At 61.5% G+C, this 13,600-nt stretch carries 14 protein-coding genes; 6 read left to right on the plus strand and 8 right to left on the minus strand.

Going from position 1 to position 13,600, the window contains the following annotated elements:
- Positions 1–39 precede the first annotated feature (39 nt).
- Complete coding sequence (locus AC1Z32_RS10280; RefSeq protein WP_483478603.1) at positions 40–1,155, plus strand: LacI family DNA-binding transcriptional regulator; 1,116 nt, start codon at positions 40–42, stop codon at positions 1,153–1,155.
- Positions 1,156–1,161: 6 nt separating this feature from the next.
- On the opposite strand, the gene AC1Z32_RS10285 is transcribed toward AC1Z32_RS10280, so the two are convergent.
- On the minus strand, positions 1,162–1,356 hold the full coding sequence (locus AC1Z32_RS10285; protein ID WP_483478604.1) for a hypothetical protein: 195 nt from the start codon (positions 1,354–1,356) through the stop codon (positions 1,162–1,164).
- 41 nt (positions 1,357–1,397) lie between these two features.
- Positions 1,398–2,027, minus strand: coding sequence for a CGNR zinc finger domain-containing protein (locus AC1Z32_RS10290; protein WP_483478605.1), 630 nt, complete (start codon positions 2,025–2,027; stop codon positions 1,398–1,400).
- 142 nt (positions 2,028–2,169) lie between these two features.
- Here AC1Z32_RS10290 and AC1Z32_RS10295 point away from each other — a divergent pair, with 142 nt between their 5' ends.
- Together AC1Z32_RS10295 and AC1Z32_RS10300 are read left to right on the plus strand one after the other, a co-directional pair.
- Entirely contained in the window at positions 2,170–3,024 is an 855-nt protein-coding gene (locus tag AC1Z32_RS10295; RefSeq protein WP_483478606.1) for an alpha/beta fold hydrolase, read from the plus strand.
- 45 nt (positions 3,025–3,069) lie between these two features.
- Positions 3,070–4,041, plus strand: a complete 972-nt coding sequence (locus AC1Z32_RS10300; protein ID WP_483478607.1) for a zinc-binding alcohol dehydrogenase family protein — start codon at positions 3,070–3,072, stop codon at positions 4,039–4,041.
- Positions 4,042–4,061: 20 nt separating this feature from the next.
- On the opposite strand, the gene AC1Z32_RS10305 is transcribed toward AC1Z32_RS10300, so the two are convergent.
- Both AC1Z32_RS10305 and AC1Z32_RS10310 read right to left on the minus strand, forming a co-directional pair.
- A complete protein-coding gene (locus AC1Z32_RS10305) occupies positions 4,062–5,399 on the minus strand; it encodes an NAD(P)/FAD-dependent oxidoreductase (RefSeq protein ID WP_483478608.1) in 1,338 nt (445 codons plus the stop codon).
- 17 nt (positions 5,400–5,416) lie between these two features.
- On the minus strand, positions 5,417–5,842 hold the full coding sequence (locus tag AC1Z32_RS10310) for an HAD family hydrolase (RefSeq protein WP_483478609.1): 426 nt from the start codon (positions 5,840–5,842) through the stop codon (positions 5,417–5,419).
- Positions 5,843–6,185: 343 nt separating this feature from the next.
- Between AC1Z32_RS10310 and catB the strand changes: the two genes are divergently transcribed.
- The gene (gene catB / locus AC1Z32_RS10315) at positions 6,186–6,875 is read left to right on the plus strand and encodes a type B chloramphenicol O-acetyltransferase (RefSeq protein WP_483478610.1); all 690 of its coding nucleotides are present in this window, start codon (positions 6,186–6,188) and stop codon (positions 6,873–6,875) included.
- Between the two features lie 250 nt (positions 6,876–7,125).
- On the opposite strand, the gene AC1Z32_RS10320 is transcribed toward catB, so the two are convergent.
- The gene (locus AC1Z32_RS10320; RefSeq protein ID WP_483478611.1) at positions 7,126–7,686 is read right to left on the minus strand and encodes a hypothetical protein; all 561 of its coding nucleotides are present in this window, start codon (positions 7,684–7,686) and stop codon (positions 7,126–7,128) included.
- A gap of 317 nt (positions 7,687–8,003) precedes the next feature.
- Between AC1Z32_RS10320 and AC1Z32_RS10325 the strand changes: the two genes are divergently transcribed.
- The gene (locus AC1Z32_RS10325; protein WP_483478612.1) at positions 8,004–8,201 is read left to right on the plus strand and encodes a hypothetical protein; all 198 of its coding nucleotides are present in this window, start codon (positions 8,004–8,006) and stop codon (positions 8,199–8,201) included.
- Between the two features lie 118 nt (positions 8,202–8,319).
- Here AC1Z32_RS10325 and AC1Z32_RS10330 read toward each other — a convergent pair whose 3' ends face one another.
- The 3 genes from AC1Z32_RS10330 to AC1Z32_RS10340 form a co-directional block, all read right to left on the minus strand.
- Positions 8,320–9,339, minus strand: a complete 1,020-nt coding sequence (locus tag AC1Z32_RS10330) for a porin (RefSeq protein ID WP_483478613.1) — start codon at positions 9,337–9,339, stop codon at positions 8,320–8,322.
- Positions 9,340–9,462: 123 nt separating this feature from the next.
- Positions 9,463–10,587: an L-talarate/galactarate dehydratase gene (locus tag AC1Z32_RS10335; protein ID WP_483478614.1), complete on the minus strand. Its 1,125-nt coding sequence runs from the start codon at positions 10,585–10,587 to the stop codon at positions 9,463–9,465.
- 83 nt (positions 10,588–10,670) lie between these two features.
- On the minus strand, positions 10,671–11,966 hold the full coding sequence (locus AC1Z32_RS10340) for an MFS transporter (RefSeq protein ID WP_483478817.1): 1,296 nt from the start codon (positions 11,964–11,966) through the stop codon (positions 10,671–10,673).
- Positions 11,967–12,334: 368 nt separating this feature from the next.
- On the opposite strand from AC1Z32_RS10340, the gene AC1Z32_RS10345 reads away from it, so the two are divergent.
- Positions 12,335–13,405: a LacI family DNA-binding transcriptional regulator gene (locus tag AC1Z32_RS10345; RefSeq protein WP_483478615.1), complete on the plus strand. Its 1,071-nt coding sequence runs from the start codon at positions 12,335–12,337 to the stop codon at positions 13,403–13,405.
- Positions 13,406–13,600: the final 195 nt, after the last annotated feature.

A 13,600-nucleotide genomic window follows, 5' to 3' on the forward strand; every position in this document is an offset into this window, starting at 1 on the left:
AGTAAGATAACGGGCGTCCGTTTCCCAAACCAACTGTTGATGCCTCGCTCCTCCGACTCCGCCCCCGCTCTCGAAGAAGAACCGTCGCCGGCCGGGCGGCCGGCGGGTGCGCGCACGCGCCGCGGCTCGGGCCGCACCGTTTTGTCCGATGTCGCGAAACGCGCGGGCGTGTCCACGGCGACGGTATCGCGCGTCTACAACGAACCCGGCAAGGTGTCCGACAGCGTACGCGAGCGCGTCGAGCGTGCTGCTTTGGAACTGAACTGGTTTCCGAATGCAGCCGGGCGCGCGCTGGCGTCCACACGCAGCCATATCGCGGGCATCGTCATTCCTACGCTCGACGATCAGGTCTTCGCTTCCCAAGTGAGTGGCATGCAGGCCGCGTTCGCCGCGCGCGGCATCACGCTTTTTCTCGGGTGCTCGAACTACGATCCGAACGAGGCGCTCTCGCAGGTTCACGCGATGCTCGCGCGTGGCGTGGAGGCGATCGCGGTCGTGGGCGAGGCGCATCCGCCAGAGCTTTTTGAAGCGCTCCGCGTCTGGCGCGTGCCGTACGTGGTGCTGTATGCGTGGCGTGAAGGCAGTCCGCACGATTGCATCGGCTTCGACAACCGCGGCGCATATGAAGAGATCACCGAGCATCTCGTCGCGCTCGGGCACCGATCGTTCGCGGTTTGCATCCAGCCCACGCGCGACAACGACCGCGTGCAGGCGCGGCTCGCGGGCATTCGCATGGCGCTCGAGCGTCATGGTCTCGCGGTGCGGCCGGAGCATCTGGTCGAAGGTGAGTCCACGCTCGATTTTGGCCGGCGCGCGTTGCGCTCACTCTGGCAACAGCCGGGACCACGTCCGACTGCGGTCATTTGCGGCAACGATCATATCGCGCTTGGCGTTTTACGCGAGGCAGAAGAGTTGGGCATCGCGATTCCCGGGCAACTGTCCGTCACCGGCTTCGACGACCTCGCGATAGCACGTGAAGCGCGCCCGTCCCTGACGACGATGCACGTTGACACGCGCGAGATCGGCACAGTCGCCGCGAGGCATCTGCTGGATGCGCTGGACGGCCGGGCGCCGCGACAAGGGTACGCGGTGCCTGCGGTGCTGAAAGTGCGCGGGTCGACAGGGCCGTGTCTCGCTTCGGCTGGCAAAGGATGATGTCCCTCATGCGCGCCTGCGCACACACTTGTAACCGCTCTGGATGGCAATTCGACGTGGTTCGCAGTTCCTGAGGCAGCCCAGGCTCGTGCTGATTTCGCTGCCGTGCCCCGGAAAATGCTGCTTGCACTGATCGATGACCGAATACACGTCGAACAGCGTGCCGTAGAGATCGAACGCAATCGCCTTGATGTGATTCATGCTGCTTTCTTCTCGTGAACACGTGAAGCCGCGGCTGCGCCTCAGCCGCCCTTTCCTTCCTTGAGCCGCGCGCGATGCGCGGCCACCTTCGCGCGATTGCCGCAGATCGCCATGCTGCACCAGCGGCGCGCATGTCCGCGCGTGTGGTCCGCGAATAGCAGCGTGCACTTCGGGCCTTCGCATGCCTTGACGTATGTGAAGTCTTCTTCGCAGACAAGCTTCGACAGCGCCTCCACGATCGGCATCAAAAGCGAATCGGGCGTCGCGTAGCGACGCTGCATCTCGAACGCGAGTCCGCTCGGCGCACTCGCTTCGGCGACGATCGCGCCGTATCGCTCGTCGCGCTGCAACACGCTGTTGAGCGGTGCGAGCTCGCCCAAATCCTTCGCCTTCAGCGGTCGTCCTTTTCTCTTCTGCACGAAAGCCCTGAACCATTCGCGCAAGCCGCGCGCCTTCGCCGCGACCTCGTCCAGCTCGGCGGACGGGATGTGCGAGCGCATGTTCGCAAGCACTTCAATGGGCACGAGGCCCGCCTGTGCGAGCCATGACAACAGTCCCTCGCCGTCTGCGATCCAGTCAACGGGTTCGTCGACCGGCGTCGCGATCGAGTTCAGGAAATCGAGACCGGGCGCGTCGGCCACGAAGAGTGCCGGTATGGGGCGGTAGTCCATTTTTCGACTCGGGCGTGTTTCTACGATGACTCATCGTAACCGCTAAAAAAGCGCTTGACAAGTTACGGACCCAATTTGTAACCTTCTAATCACAGTTTTACTGGTTACATAATTTCAGTCCCTCATCTGCGGAGAAAACGCCATGTCCACCATCGCGCATCGCCATATCGACGTCGACGGCTTCAACGTGTTCTATCGCGAGGCCGGTTCGTCGGGCGCGCCCAAACTGCTTCTGCTGCACGGCTTTCCGAGTTCGAGTCACATGTTCCGCAATCTGATGCCGCTGCTTGCCGAACGCTTTCATATCGTCGCGCCAGACCTGCCTGGCTTCGGTCTCTCCGATATGCCGAGCCGCGAGACTTTCTCGTACACGTTCGAGAACATCGCGAACGTGATCGATCGCTTTACGGAAGTGATCGGCTTCGATCGCTACGCCGTGTATGTCTTCGATTACGGTGCGCCGACGGGCTTCAGGCTCGCGCTGAAGCATCCGGAACGCATCACGGCGATCGTTTCGCAAAACGGCAATGCCTATGAAGAGGGATTGAGCGACGGCTGGAATCCGATCCGCGCGTATTGGCAGAGCCCGACGCAAGCGAATCGCGATGCATTGCGCGCGCTGCTCACGAAAGAAACGACGAAGTGGCAATACACGCACGGCGTGCCCAATGTGTCCGCGGTCTCGCCCGACGGCTATTCGCTCGACGACTACTACATGAGCCGTCCGGGCGCGCACGAGGTGCAACTCGATCTCTTTGGCGACTATCGCAGCAACCTCGCGCTCTATCCGGCGTTCCAGGCTTACTTCCGCGAGCATCGGCCGAAATTCCTCGCCGTGTGGGGCAAGAACGATCCGTTCTTCCTGCCGCCCGGCGCGGAAGCATTCAAGCGCGACATTCCCGATGCGGAAGTGCGCTTCTTCGATACGGGCCACTTCGCGCTCGAAACGCACGCGGCGCAGATCGCGGCGGCCATCAGCGAACGCCTCGCTCATTAAGACGCGGAAACGTCACCGCGCTCATCGATCCAAAGGAGAAACATCATGCGTGCAATCGTGCTCGAAAAGTTCGGCGGTCTCGACAGCCTCGTCTATGCCGAGATTCCGGAACCGGAGCCGCTGGAAGGACACGTGGTCATCGAGATCAAGGCGTTCGGCATCAATCACGCCGAGATGCACATGCGGCGCGGCGAATGGGCCGAAGCGGCGCAGGTGAGCGGCATCGAATGCGTGGGCATCGTGAAGTCGTGCCCGGGCGGCGAGTTTCCCGTCGGCGCGAAAGTGGCCGCACTGATGGGCGGGCTCGGGCGCACCATCAATGGCAGCTATGCGCAGTTCACGCGCGCGCCGGCGTCGAATGTCGCGCTGATCGAAGCGGAACTGCCCTGGGCCGAACTCGCCGCGATTCCCGAAACCTATGCGACCGCGTGGACGTGCCTGTTTCGCAACCTCGAAATCAGGCAAGGGCAAACGGTGGTGATTCGCGGTGCGACGTCGTCGTTCGGGCAGGCGGCCGTCAAGCTCGCGGTGAACGCGGGCGCGACGGTGATCGCAACGACACGCAGTGCCGCGCGCTTCGCGAAACTCGAAGCGATGGGCGCATCACGCGTTGAAATCGAGGGCCCAGACCTGAGCAAACGCATCGCGGAAGCGAAGCAGATCGACGCCGTGCTCGATCTCGTCGGCAACAGAACGATCCTCGATTCACTCGCGATGCTGCGCCGTGGCGGCCGCGCGTGTCTCGCCGGCTGGCTGGGCGGCCTCGCGCCGATTCCGGACTTCAACCCGCTGCTGCAAATGTCGAGCGGCGTGTATCTGACCTTCTTCGGCAGCTTCGTATTCGGCACGCCGGGCTTTCCGTTGTCGGACGTGCCGCTGCAAGCTATCGCGGCGGACGTGGCCACGGGCCGTCTCGATGCGAAGCCATCGCGCGTGTTCTCCTTCGATGAGATCCGCGAGGCACATCGCGTGATGGAAGCCAACGAAGCGAACGGCAAGCTGGTCGTCGTTCATTGAACCGGGATACGCTGTCGATGTCAGTTCAATTTCACCGTGGGCCGCACCCGTTCACGCAGCCACTGGCTCGCGGCATACATCACCGCTCGCTTGATACCGGTGAGGCCCATGATGTGCCGGCGGTAGAGATACCTGTAGCACGACACCGCGAACCATCCGTCGATAAACAGTGGCCGGCGCAGCAGTTCGCTCATCACGGCGCCCGCCGCGCCCGCACGCCCGAAGGAGATCAGCGTTCCCTGATCGCGGTAGGAAAAAACCGGTACCGCCCGACCGCCAATCCGCCGCACAAACGCATCGGCGAGATAGACGGCCTGCTGGTAAGCCGCCTGCGCGCGCGGCGGCACCAGCGCGTTGCCCTCCTTCGATGCGGCGCACGCGGCGCAGTCGCCCATCGCGTAGATGCCCGAGCCGGGTTCGACTTGCAGTGTTCCGTCGACGATCACCTGTCCGAGCCGGTTCAACGGCAGTCCGTCGAGCCTGCGCAGGATGGCCGGCCCTTCCACACCGGCGGCCCAGATGGTGATGTCGCTCGCGAGCGTTTCGCCGTCCGCGGTCGAGACCGCGTCAGCCCCGACTGAGCCCACACGGCAGCCGAGGCGCACGTCGACGCCAAGCCCGGCGAGCATTTCCCGGGCGCGCGTCGAGATGCGTTCAGGCAGCGCAGGCAGCACGCGCGGCGCACCTTCGAGCAAGCGGATGCGGATATCGCTGGCCGGATCGAGCGAGGCGAGGTGATAGTCGCGCACCATTTCGGCCGAGACGCGCAGCGCGGCGGCCAGCTCAACGCCGGTCGCGCCGCCGCCGATCACCGTCACCGAGACTGGCGTCCTGGCGGCGCCGGGCGTCGCCTGTTGCGCATGGCCCGAGCGCAGCAGGCTCGACAGCAGGCGTCGCCTGAACGCCTCTGCCTGGTCCACCGTCTCCAGCGTCAGCGCATGCTGCTCCGCGCCCGGAATTGAAAAAAAGTTCGTGACGCTGCCGAGCGCGAGCACGAGCGTATCGAAGGAGAGCGTTCTGCGCGGCAGCAGCGCTTGGCCGTCCACGTCGATCGTCTCGTCGATGACGATCTCACGTCGAGCGCGATCGATGCTCGAAAGCGCGCCCTGCTCGAAGCGGAAGTGATTCCACTTCGCGTGCGAGGCGAAATCGATCTGATGGCTCGACGCATCGATCTGTCCCGAAGCGACTTCGTGCAGGAGCGGTTTCCAGAAGTGTGTCGGGAAGCGATCAATGAGGACCACTTCAGCCCGGCGCTTCTTGCCGACGCCATTGCCGAGACGCGTTGCGAGCTCCAGCCCGGCGGCGCCGCCGCCCACGATGACGATGCGATGTTGCGCGTAACTATTTGACATCATGCGTTTCCGGAGGGGCTTCATCGATCAGACGAAATGAACTGCGCGGACCCACGGCGCAACGCATCGCTCAAGGGCACGCAGTGCGTGATGCCCGAACTGCGCGCCTCTTCCTCTCCGCGTTCATCCGCCCCCACCGCAACGACGCGATGCGCGGGCGCCGCGAGCGTATGAAGGGCCACCTCGTAGCGCGACCCGCATTCGCTCGATGACAGGATGGACGAGAAGTACGTGATGCCGTCTTCGCCGAGGGTCTCGCTGATCGCGTCGTTCAGGGTCGCGGCATTGAGTTCGCTCATCAGCAGCAGCGGGTAGCCGTCGTCCCGCACGCTCTCGAGAAAGCGCTTGAGCGCCGCGCTCTGTTCGTTGTTCGCCGCTCGTTTCCTGTCGTCGCCAGCGCGGGTCCAGACTGGGTCCATGTTCGCTACGATCGCGTCGATTGCCATTGCCTGCCTCTCAGAATCGTTGAATGCATGTATGTCGCGGCGAGCCGCGGGCTCGCTTGACGACGTCGTGAGGAAAAATATAAGGTTCGCAAAATATCTACACTATTTAGTATTTATCACCGACCTATAAGTTTTCACTAATATGAAAGACGTCAGCCGTACGCTGCAGTCGTCGCGCGCGTGGTTCAGAAGAAACCGGACTTGAACCTGCTTCCTGGGCGAGCAGTCCTCATATTCATCTAATTCAATCCGCATAAAGTTCGTGTGACAGACAAGCTTCCGGCCATATTCACGCACCACAACTCCCCGAATATGCGCAAGACACACTCCAGCGTGGCACGCCATGAAAAACTACTTCGACAGCCCTTTCAATAGCAAGCCGCTTTCAGAACAGGTGACCAATCCCAACATCATCGTGGGGCGTTACAGCTACTACGCTGGTTACTATCACGGACACTCGTTCGATGACTGTGCCCGCTACCTCGGGTCGGAGTACACCGGCGCGGACCGGCTGTTCATCGGGAGCTTTTGTTCGATCGGAAGCGGCGCGACGTTCATGATGGCGGGCAATCAAGGGCACCGGAACGATTGGGCCAGCACGTTTCCGTTCTTCTACATGCAGGAGGAACCGGCGTTTGCCGACGCCCTCGATGCGTTCGAACGCGCCGGCGACACGATTGTCGGAAGCGACGTCTGGATCGGTTCCGAGGCGATGATCATGCCAGGTGTGCGCATTGGTCATGGCGCCGTGATCGGGAGTCGCGCGCTCGTGACGAGGCATGTCGAGCCCTACACGATCGTCGGCGGCAACCCGGCGAAGCCGATTCGAAAGCGGTTTTCAGACGCAGAGATTGAAATGTTGCTCGAGATGAACTGGTGGGACTGGCCGCTCGAAGAGATCGGCAAGTCGATGAAACGGCTGTGCGCTTCCGATATTGCAACACTGCATGAGCGCTGGCGCGAGTCGTCGTGGTCGGAACGTCGATGCAGACTCGAGACGGCCGACTGTGAACATGCGTATGTGTCGAAGTAGGTCATCCGTGACGGTTTCAATTCACTCTGCATGACGAAGTGTATGAGTCGTACCAGAAACCAAAACCGACTTTGCAGGGGTTCGTCCACGGCGCTCCAACCGATGCGCCGCATCCGCACATTCGAGGAGCATCGCTGAATAGCATGCACGCGAACCGTCTGCCGGATCGATGCTTCATCCTTCGATCTGTGAGGAAGGCGCGGCGGCGGGCGTCGTCGGCGCGTAGCGTTAAGCGAGGACACCCTTTTCTTTATTCTCGCGGTGGTTCAACGCCGCCGTCCGGTCCCGGCTGGCCCTCTTGGTCCGGAAGCGGCTCGTCGAGGCTCTCCGGAGGGGCTGGCAAAACGCTCTTGATCACGACGGGCGGCTCAACAACCGGCACAGCTTCCGGCTGAGGGGTCCTCACCGTGGGGGGCGATTGAGCCACCGGCGGCGGCATGTGCCGCTCGGCGCTCAGGCCCGTTCCGACATTCGAGGTCGTGGTGTTCGCGCTCTTGAGGACGCCGCGGGCGTCGAACAGGAACACGGTTGCCGAGGAGCGCGTGTCTGCTCCACCGATCAGCGACCCGATAAACGGAAGATAGCTTTCCGGGTGCGGCCTCGACGTCACATACGTGTAGACAAGCAACATCGAACCGTCGTCCAGCGTCGTCTGCACCGATGCAGGGCCGAGCGCAGCCGTCACTTCCTGAAGCGTCGTCGCTCCGCGCCTGAACGTAGCCATCTGTTCAGGCATCACCTCGACCCCGGCAGACATGCAACCGACAAGCAGCGCGCCGCCCAGCAGGCCGAGTAACATTCCCTGTTTCATGTTGCCCCCGCCGTATTTAGATTCTAGGACGACGTGGCAAAAACCGGGGGCTTTCGCTCGCACGGCTTTTAGTCCGAGCAGTCGCAACGCGGGGCGCTGATTCAGCTGAATTTTTATATGGGGCCACAAGGGACGTGGCGACCGATTCGGCCGTGCCCGGTGTCCGCCTGCGTTCTGCCCAGCGAGTTCGAGATAGATCACACGTCGCGCCCCGAACGACATTCCGCTTCACCTGTCGGCCTTGAGCCACCAAACTGCACCCTGGCGTTCCATGTCACAACCCCGCACAGCCGGCGTTCGTGCTCACGGAAACGCAGATGGTGCGCGCCGATGCCGTCCTGGCTGCCCAAGAGGGTAGATCCGGTATGAGCGCTCCCGACTTCGTCTCGCAGATGGCTGCAATGAGAAAGGAAACGATTCATCTCATGTGCAAGGAACGTCACGCCGCGCTCTATGAAAGACTTGGCTATCGTTACGTGAGACCGTCGAGCTCCGATCACCGCGCCATGGCATGAGATGGAAATGATGCTTTGATCGCACATTCATATTGCAGCCTGTCACGAAGACAGGAGCGCTCGTGCACCCCGTTCCCGCCAGAGCGCAAGCGCCAGTTCGTTGCAGTCGCGATAGCGATCAGAAGTTATGCTTGATCCCAAGGTTCAGAGCACGATTGCCGGAGCCAGTGTCCGAAGCGTTTCCGACGAAGAAGGTGTTCTGAGCCGCCGCATTCTTTCGTTGCATGATCGCCCCGATTACATAGAGCGAAGTGCGCTTCGAGAGGTTGTAGTAGTAACCGAGCGCGTATTGATTGACGTCCGCGTTTGCAGCGGTATGATCCGCGTGATTAATGAACGACGCTGCGAGTCGCGACACACCGAAGTCGTATGTGAGACCAACGAGAAGATCACGGCTGTCGAGCGCAGGGTTGCCTCCGTTGTCCGCGTACGCAAGTGAAACCTTCACAGGACTGAAATCATAGGCGACCGTCGCGAGCGTCGTTCTTGTCGTCACCAATGCCGGCGCCGCGGCGGTAGGCGTATTGTTGTACGTGCTGTAGATGAAACGCCCTTCGAGCGGGCCATTCGCATAGTTCAATCCGCCCTCTATATGGCGCCCTGCGGGAAAATCGCCCGCGACACCGCCAAACGAGTACAAGACGTCCCCGGAAAAGCCGAACCAGGAAGGAGAGTGATAACGGACGGAGTTATCGATCCGGGCGCCGCCAATCTGCAAGATATTGTTCGCACGGCCCGCGGACCCCGTTCTGAAGGGATCGGCGACGCTGGTCACGGCAAGATACACGAGGGAGTACTGTCGACCCATCTGGACATTTCCGTACGGCCCGTCGACTGCGATTGTGGCCTGGCGACCGAATAGCCCGCCGCCCGCATTCAACGTGCCGTTATTGACGTTGAAGCCGGATTCCAGGACGAAATTGAGACTGTATCCGCCGCCCAGATCTTCCTTGCCTTGCAAACCCCATCGCGATCCTGCTGAGACGCCGCCGCCGAGTTTCACCACTTTTCCGGACGGACCGCCGCCCTCCACGACAAGGCCCGAGTCGAGAATGCCATACAGCGTCGCGGACGATTGGGCGCAGCAGGTACCGACAGACAGAAATGCGGCGCAGCCAAAGGATATGAGGCGTCTCATTGTGCTTTCTCGTTATATCGAAACTTTGATTCGAATCAAAAATTTGGAGCGACAAGAGCCACACCGCGCTGGCGAGCGCCAGCGGGTGAGCCAGGTTGAATTAATTGAATTGCTTGATCGAAGTTAGATGCGAGCGTGTGCCACGCGCCACTGAAGCGATTGCTCAGAGAGGCTGAAGCCGACACCGGGGCGCGTCGGCAAGTACATCAGTCCGTCCTTGATCTCGAGTCGCTCGTTGAACGCCGGCTCGAGCCACTCGATATGCTCGACCCACGTTTCGTTCTGGAAGGCCGCAGCCACGTGGACGTGCTGCTCCATGACAAAGTGCGGCGCGAGCTTAAGACGGTGCTGCTCGGCCTGAGCCATGATCTTGAGGAACGGCGTGAACCCGCCCACGCGCGGGACGTCGGGCTGCAGGAAAGTGACCGAGCGGTTCTCGATCAGATTCTGCACTTCCGCTACGCTGCTCAGCATTTCGCCCGTCGCGATCGGCGTCTTGAGCTTTTCGGAGAGGCGCGCATGTCCCGCGTAGTCGTAAGCGCTGATCGGCTCCTCGAGCCAGACGAGGTTGAACTCGTCGAGTTGGCAACCCGCGCGCAGGGCAGTCGTGTAGTCCCACTGCTGATTCGCGTCGACCATGATGGGTACGCTGTCACCGACATGCTTTCGGACCGCTCGCACGCGCTCGATGTCCTTCGAAAGGTCCGGCTGCCCCACCTTCAGCTTGATCCCGCCAAGACCCTTCTCCAACGATGTATCGACGTTGCGAAGCACTTCATCGAGCGTGGCGTTCAGGTAGCCGCCCGAGGTGTTGTAGCAAGGAATGGCCGTCCTGTAGCAACCGAGAAATTTACCGAGCGACAACTCGACCCGCTTCGCCTTCAAATCCCAGAGTGCCGTATCGAAGGCCGCAATGGCCTGCACCGCCAGCCCGCCGCGGCCAATCGATGCGCCCTGCCACGCGAGCTTCTCCCACAGGCGGCCGATGTCGTTCGGATCTTCGTCGATCAGGAACGGAGCCAGCTCTTGCGCGTGAGCGAAGATCGCCGCACTTCCCGCGCGCAGCGTGTAACTGAAGCCGAAGCCTCGGGCACCGTTGACGGTCTCGATGTCCGCGGTCAGCAGCGCCACGTGCGAAAGCGGCTTTTGGCGGCCGGTCAGCACCTTGGCGTCGCTTACCGCATTCTTGAGCGGCACTTGAATGAGAGAAATCTCTACTTGCTTGATCTTGTCATCGTGATGCGCCATGTCCTCTACTCCTTGATTGATTTGAAGCATTCGTTACTTGAAACGAGTGCGCGTTGCGGCACCCAACCTTCGTTCGAATCGATTCACGCCGTGCGCAACACGACGCGGGAAATTTTCGGCACGATGAACAGATAGCTGACCACTGCGATGAGCGCATGCGCGCCTACATAGGCGAGCGCGCCGGCAAACGAACCCGTCTGCGCGATGATGTAGCCGATCGCAATGGGCGCCGTAATGCCGGCGATATTGCCGACGCAGTTGAAAAGGCTTCCGGTGAGGCCGATGATTTCCTTCGGCGACGTGTCTGCCACGACTGCCCAACCCAGCGCACCGACGCCTTTGCCGAAGAAGGCCAGCATCATGATGCCGACCACCAGATACTGGCTTTCGGCGTAGTTGGCCGCCACCATCATCGTGGAGAGACCGAGGCCCGCGACGATTGGAATCTTTCGTGCCCAGGTCAGGCTGACGCCGCGTTTGATCAGGCGATCGGAGATGAAGCCGCCGGCCAGCCCGCCCAGGAATCCGCACACGGCGGGCAGCGATGCGACGAACCCTGCCTTCAGGATCGAGATGCCGCGCGCCTGAACGAGGTAGACCGGAAACCACGTCAAAAAGAAGTACGTGATCGTATTGACGCAGTACTGACCGAGGTAAATGCCGGCAAGCATCCGGTTCGTCAGCAACTGACGCAGGTATGCCCACTTGAAGGTGCCCACTTGCCGGGTCTTGCCCGTGGTGTTGTCCATGTCGACCAGGCCGCCGCCCGCCTCGATGTATTCGAGTTCCGGCTTGCTCAGACGACGATGATTTCGGGGACTGTCGATGACCATCAGCCATACCAGACCCAGCACGATCCCCGCCCCGCCCATCACGATGAAAATGTGCTGCCATCCGAAGCGCGAGGTCACCCAACCGATGACCGGCGCGAAGAGCACCACGGCAAAGTATTGGGCCGAGCTGAAAATCGCCGACGCCGTTCCGCGCTCCGTGCTGGGAAACCATGCCGCGACGATCCGGCCGTTCGCCGGGAATGAAGGCGCTTCCGCCAGACCCACCAGAAAGCGCAGCGAGAACAACGCGGGCACGACGAGCGCCGGTCCCAAGCCTTCCACGCTCCCTTGCAGCGCCGTGAAAAAGGACCACAGCACGATGCTGCACGCGTAGACCCGTTTCGAGCCAAACCGGTCGAGCAGCCAGCCGCCCGGAATCTGCCCCAGCACGTAAGCCCAGCTGAATGCCGAGAAGATGTAGCCGATCTTCACGGCATCCAGATGCAGATCCACCTTCATCGCCGATGCTGCGATCGACAAGATCGCCCGGTCCGCGTAGTTGAACGTGGTCACGATGAAAAGCATCGCGAGCACGACATAGCGCATCCGGCCGATGGTTCGGGATTGGGCGATTGAATGTCGTCCGGGCGCGGACCAGTCCTGTCGCTCAACGGGCTCCTTTGCTTCCACGATCGTCTCCGTTTCTTGAAATGACAGCGCAATCATATTCCAGTCATCGTACAACCTCGTATACGGGAAAACGATGGTTTTTATCGTTATATCGAGGTCTTTTTGCGTACACGCACCTTATCAGTGCAAAATGATAGCGAATGTCATATTATCTCTTGGTGGCGGCTTCCGTTACGTCTTTTCCGGACCGTGGCGCTGCCGCCGCGCAGGCCGATTCGGGCAAAATAGCGTCGGGCCGGTCAACCGGCGGTCAGTCGCAACCACGAAACAAGGGAGAGAGATGCATGGGAAAGTTGGCGTCGAAGGCAGAGCACGCGGCGTCAGCCATCCACGACGACGTGGAATCGACGCATCTCTCCGCGAATGTCGGTGGCACCACGCTGGCGGACGTCGCCCGGCTCTCGGGTGTGTCGCCGATTACCGTGTCGCGGGCGCTCAACCAGCCTGAGATCGTTTCCGAGCGGACGCGAACGCGAGTCCTGGCAGCCGTCCAGCGCCTGGGATACGTGCCGAACATGGTCGCGGGAAGTCTCGCCACCCGCCGTAGTCATCTGGTCGCCGCATTGGTGCCGAGCATCAGCACGCTCATGTTCGCGCGGATGATCGAAAGCTTCGAAGCGAGCCTGCGCGAGCAGAACTACGAAGTCATATTGGGCGTGACCAACTACGACATCCTGCGCGAGGAGCAGTTGTTGCAAACCATCCTGCGCCGCCGCCCCGACGCGGTTTTTCTCACCGGCGTGACGCACACGGAGCAAAGCCGCAGTTGGCTGCTCGGTGCAGGCATTCCCGTCGTCGAGACCTGGGATCTGACGCGCTCACCGATCGACATGCTGATCGGCTTCTCTCACGAGGACGTTGGCCGATCGGTCGGGCGCTTTCTGTTGTCGAAGGGATACCGTCGGTTCGGCCTTTTGACGACAAGGGAAGAGCGGGCCGGGCTGCGGGCGAGCGGTTTGCTCGCCGAGTTGAAAGCGCACGGCGGCGCTCACCATCACACGGTGCACGTGCTGCCTCCCACGACGCCGCGTTCGGGTCGCACCGGTTTGAATGAGATGCTCGAATCGGGCTTCCGGCCGGACGTCGTCGTGTGCTCCTCCGATTCGACCGCACACGGGGTCATCATCGAAGCCGTCCATCGCGGCATAGACGTTCCGAAGCAACTTGCCGTGATGGGTTTCGGGGACATGGATTCCGCCGCAGACATCGAACCGAGTCTTTCGACTGTGCGCGTCGATCCGACGAAGATCGGCGCCTCGGCAGCGACCGCCCTGCTCAATAAACTCAAAGGGCAGGCTTCGAGCGACCGGATCCTCGACCTGGGCTTCGAGATTTGCCCGCGAGCCAGTACATAGTGCAAGACACGGCACCCGACGTCGAGCGAACCGGGCATCGCGGCGCAATCGATTCGAACACGATCATTCAAAGCGCCGACAGCTCGCCCCTTTTAGAGCCGTCACCGTCGTGCGACGCGCAGCGGTCACAAGAACGACCGCTCTCTAGAGGATGGGACCGTCGCTTTATGGCCGGATCGACCCATCTGCGTCGAT

The sequence above is a fragment of the Caballeronia sp. 11_S32 genome, assembly GCF_056930355.1.

Coding starts and splice junctions, on each gene's coding strand:
- AC1Z32_RS10280 (WP_483478603.1), top strand. CDS start 40: ATGCCTCGCTCCTCCGACTCCGCCCCCGCTCTCGAAGAAGAACCGTCG.
- AC1Z32_RS10285 (WP_483478604.1), bottom strand. CDS start 1,356: ATGAATCACATCAAGGCGATTGCGTTCGATCTCTACGGCACGCTGTTC.
- AC1Z32_RS10290 (WP_483478605.1), bottom strand. CDS start 2,027: ATGGACTACCGCCCCATACCGGCACTCTTCGTGGCCGACGCGCCCGGT.
- AC1Z32_RS10295 (WP_483478606.1), top strand. CDS start 2,170: ATGTCCACCATCGCGCATCGCCATATCGACGTCGACGGCTTCAACGTG.
- AC1Z32_RS10300 (WP_483478607.1), top strand. CDS start 3,070: ATGCGTGCAATCGTGCTCGAAAAGTTCGGCGGTCTCGACAGCCTCGTC.
- AC1Z32_RS10305 (WP_483478608.1), bottom strand. CDS start 5,399: ATGATGTCAAATAGTTACGCGCAACATCGCATCGTCATCGTGGGCGGC.
- AC1Z32_RS10310 (WP_483478609.1), bottom strand. CDS start 5,842: ATGGCAATCGACGCGATCGTAGCGAACATGGACCCAGTCTGGACCCGC.
- catB (WP_483478610.1), top strand. CDS start 6,186: ATGAAAAACTACTTCGACAGCCCTTTCAATAGCAAGCCGCTTTCAGAA.
- AC1Z32_RS10320 (WP_483478611.1), bottom strand. CDS start 7,686: ATGAAACAGGGAATGTTACTCGGCCTGCTGGGCGGCGCGCTGCTTGTC.
- AC1Z32_RS10325 (WP_483478612.1), top strand. CDS start 8,004: ATGGTGCGCGCCGATGCCGTCCTGGCTGCCCAAGAGGGTAGATCCGGT.
- AC1Z32_RS10330 (WP_483478613.1), bottom strand. CDS start 9,339: ATGAGACGCCTCATATCCTTTGGCTGCGCCGCATTTCTGTCTGTCGGT.
- AC1Z32_RS10335 (WP_483478614.1), bottom strand. CDS start 10,587: ATGGCGCATCACGATGACAAGATCAAGCAAGTAGAGATTTCTCTCATT.
- AC1Z32_RS10340 (WP_483478817.1), bottom strand. CDS start 11,966: ATGCGCTATGTCGTGCTCGCGATGCTTTTCATCGTGACCACGTTCAAC.
- AC1Z32_RS10345 (WP_483478615.1), top strand. CDS start 12,335: ATGGGAAAGTTGGCGTCGAAGGCAGAGCACGCGGCGTCAGCCATCCAC.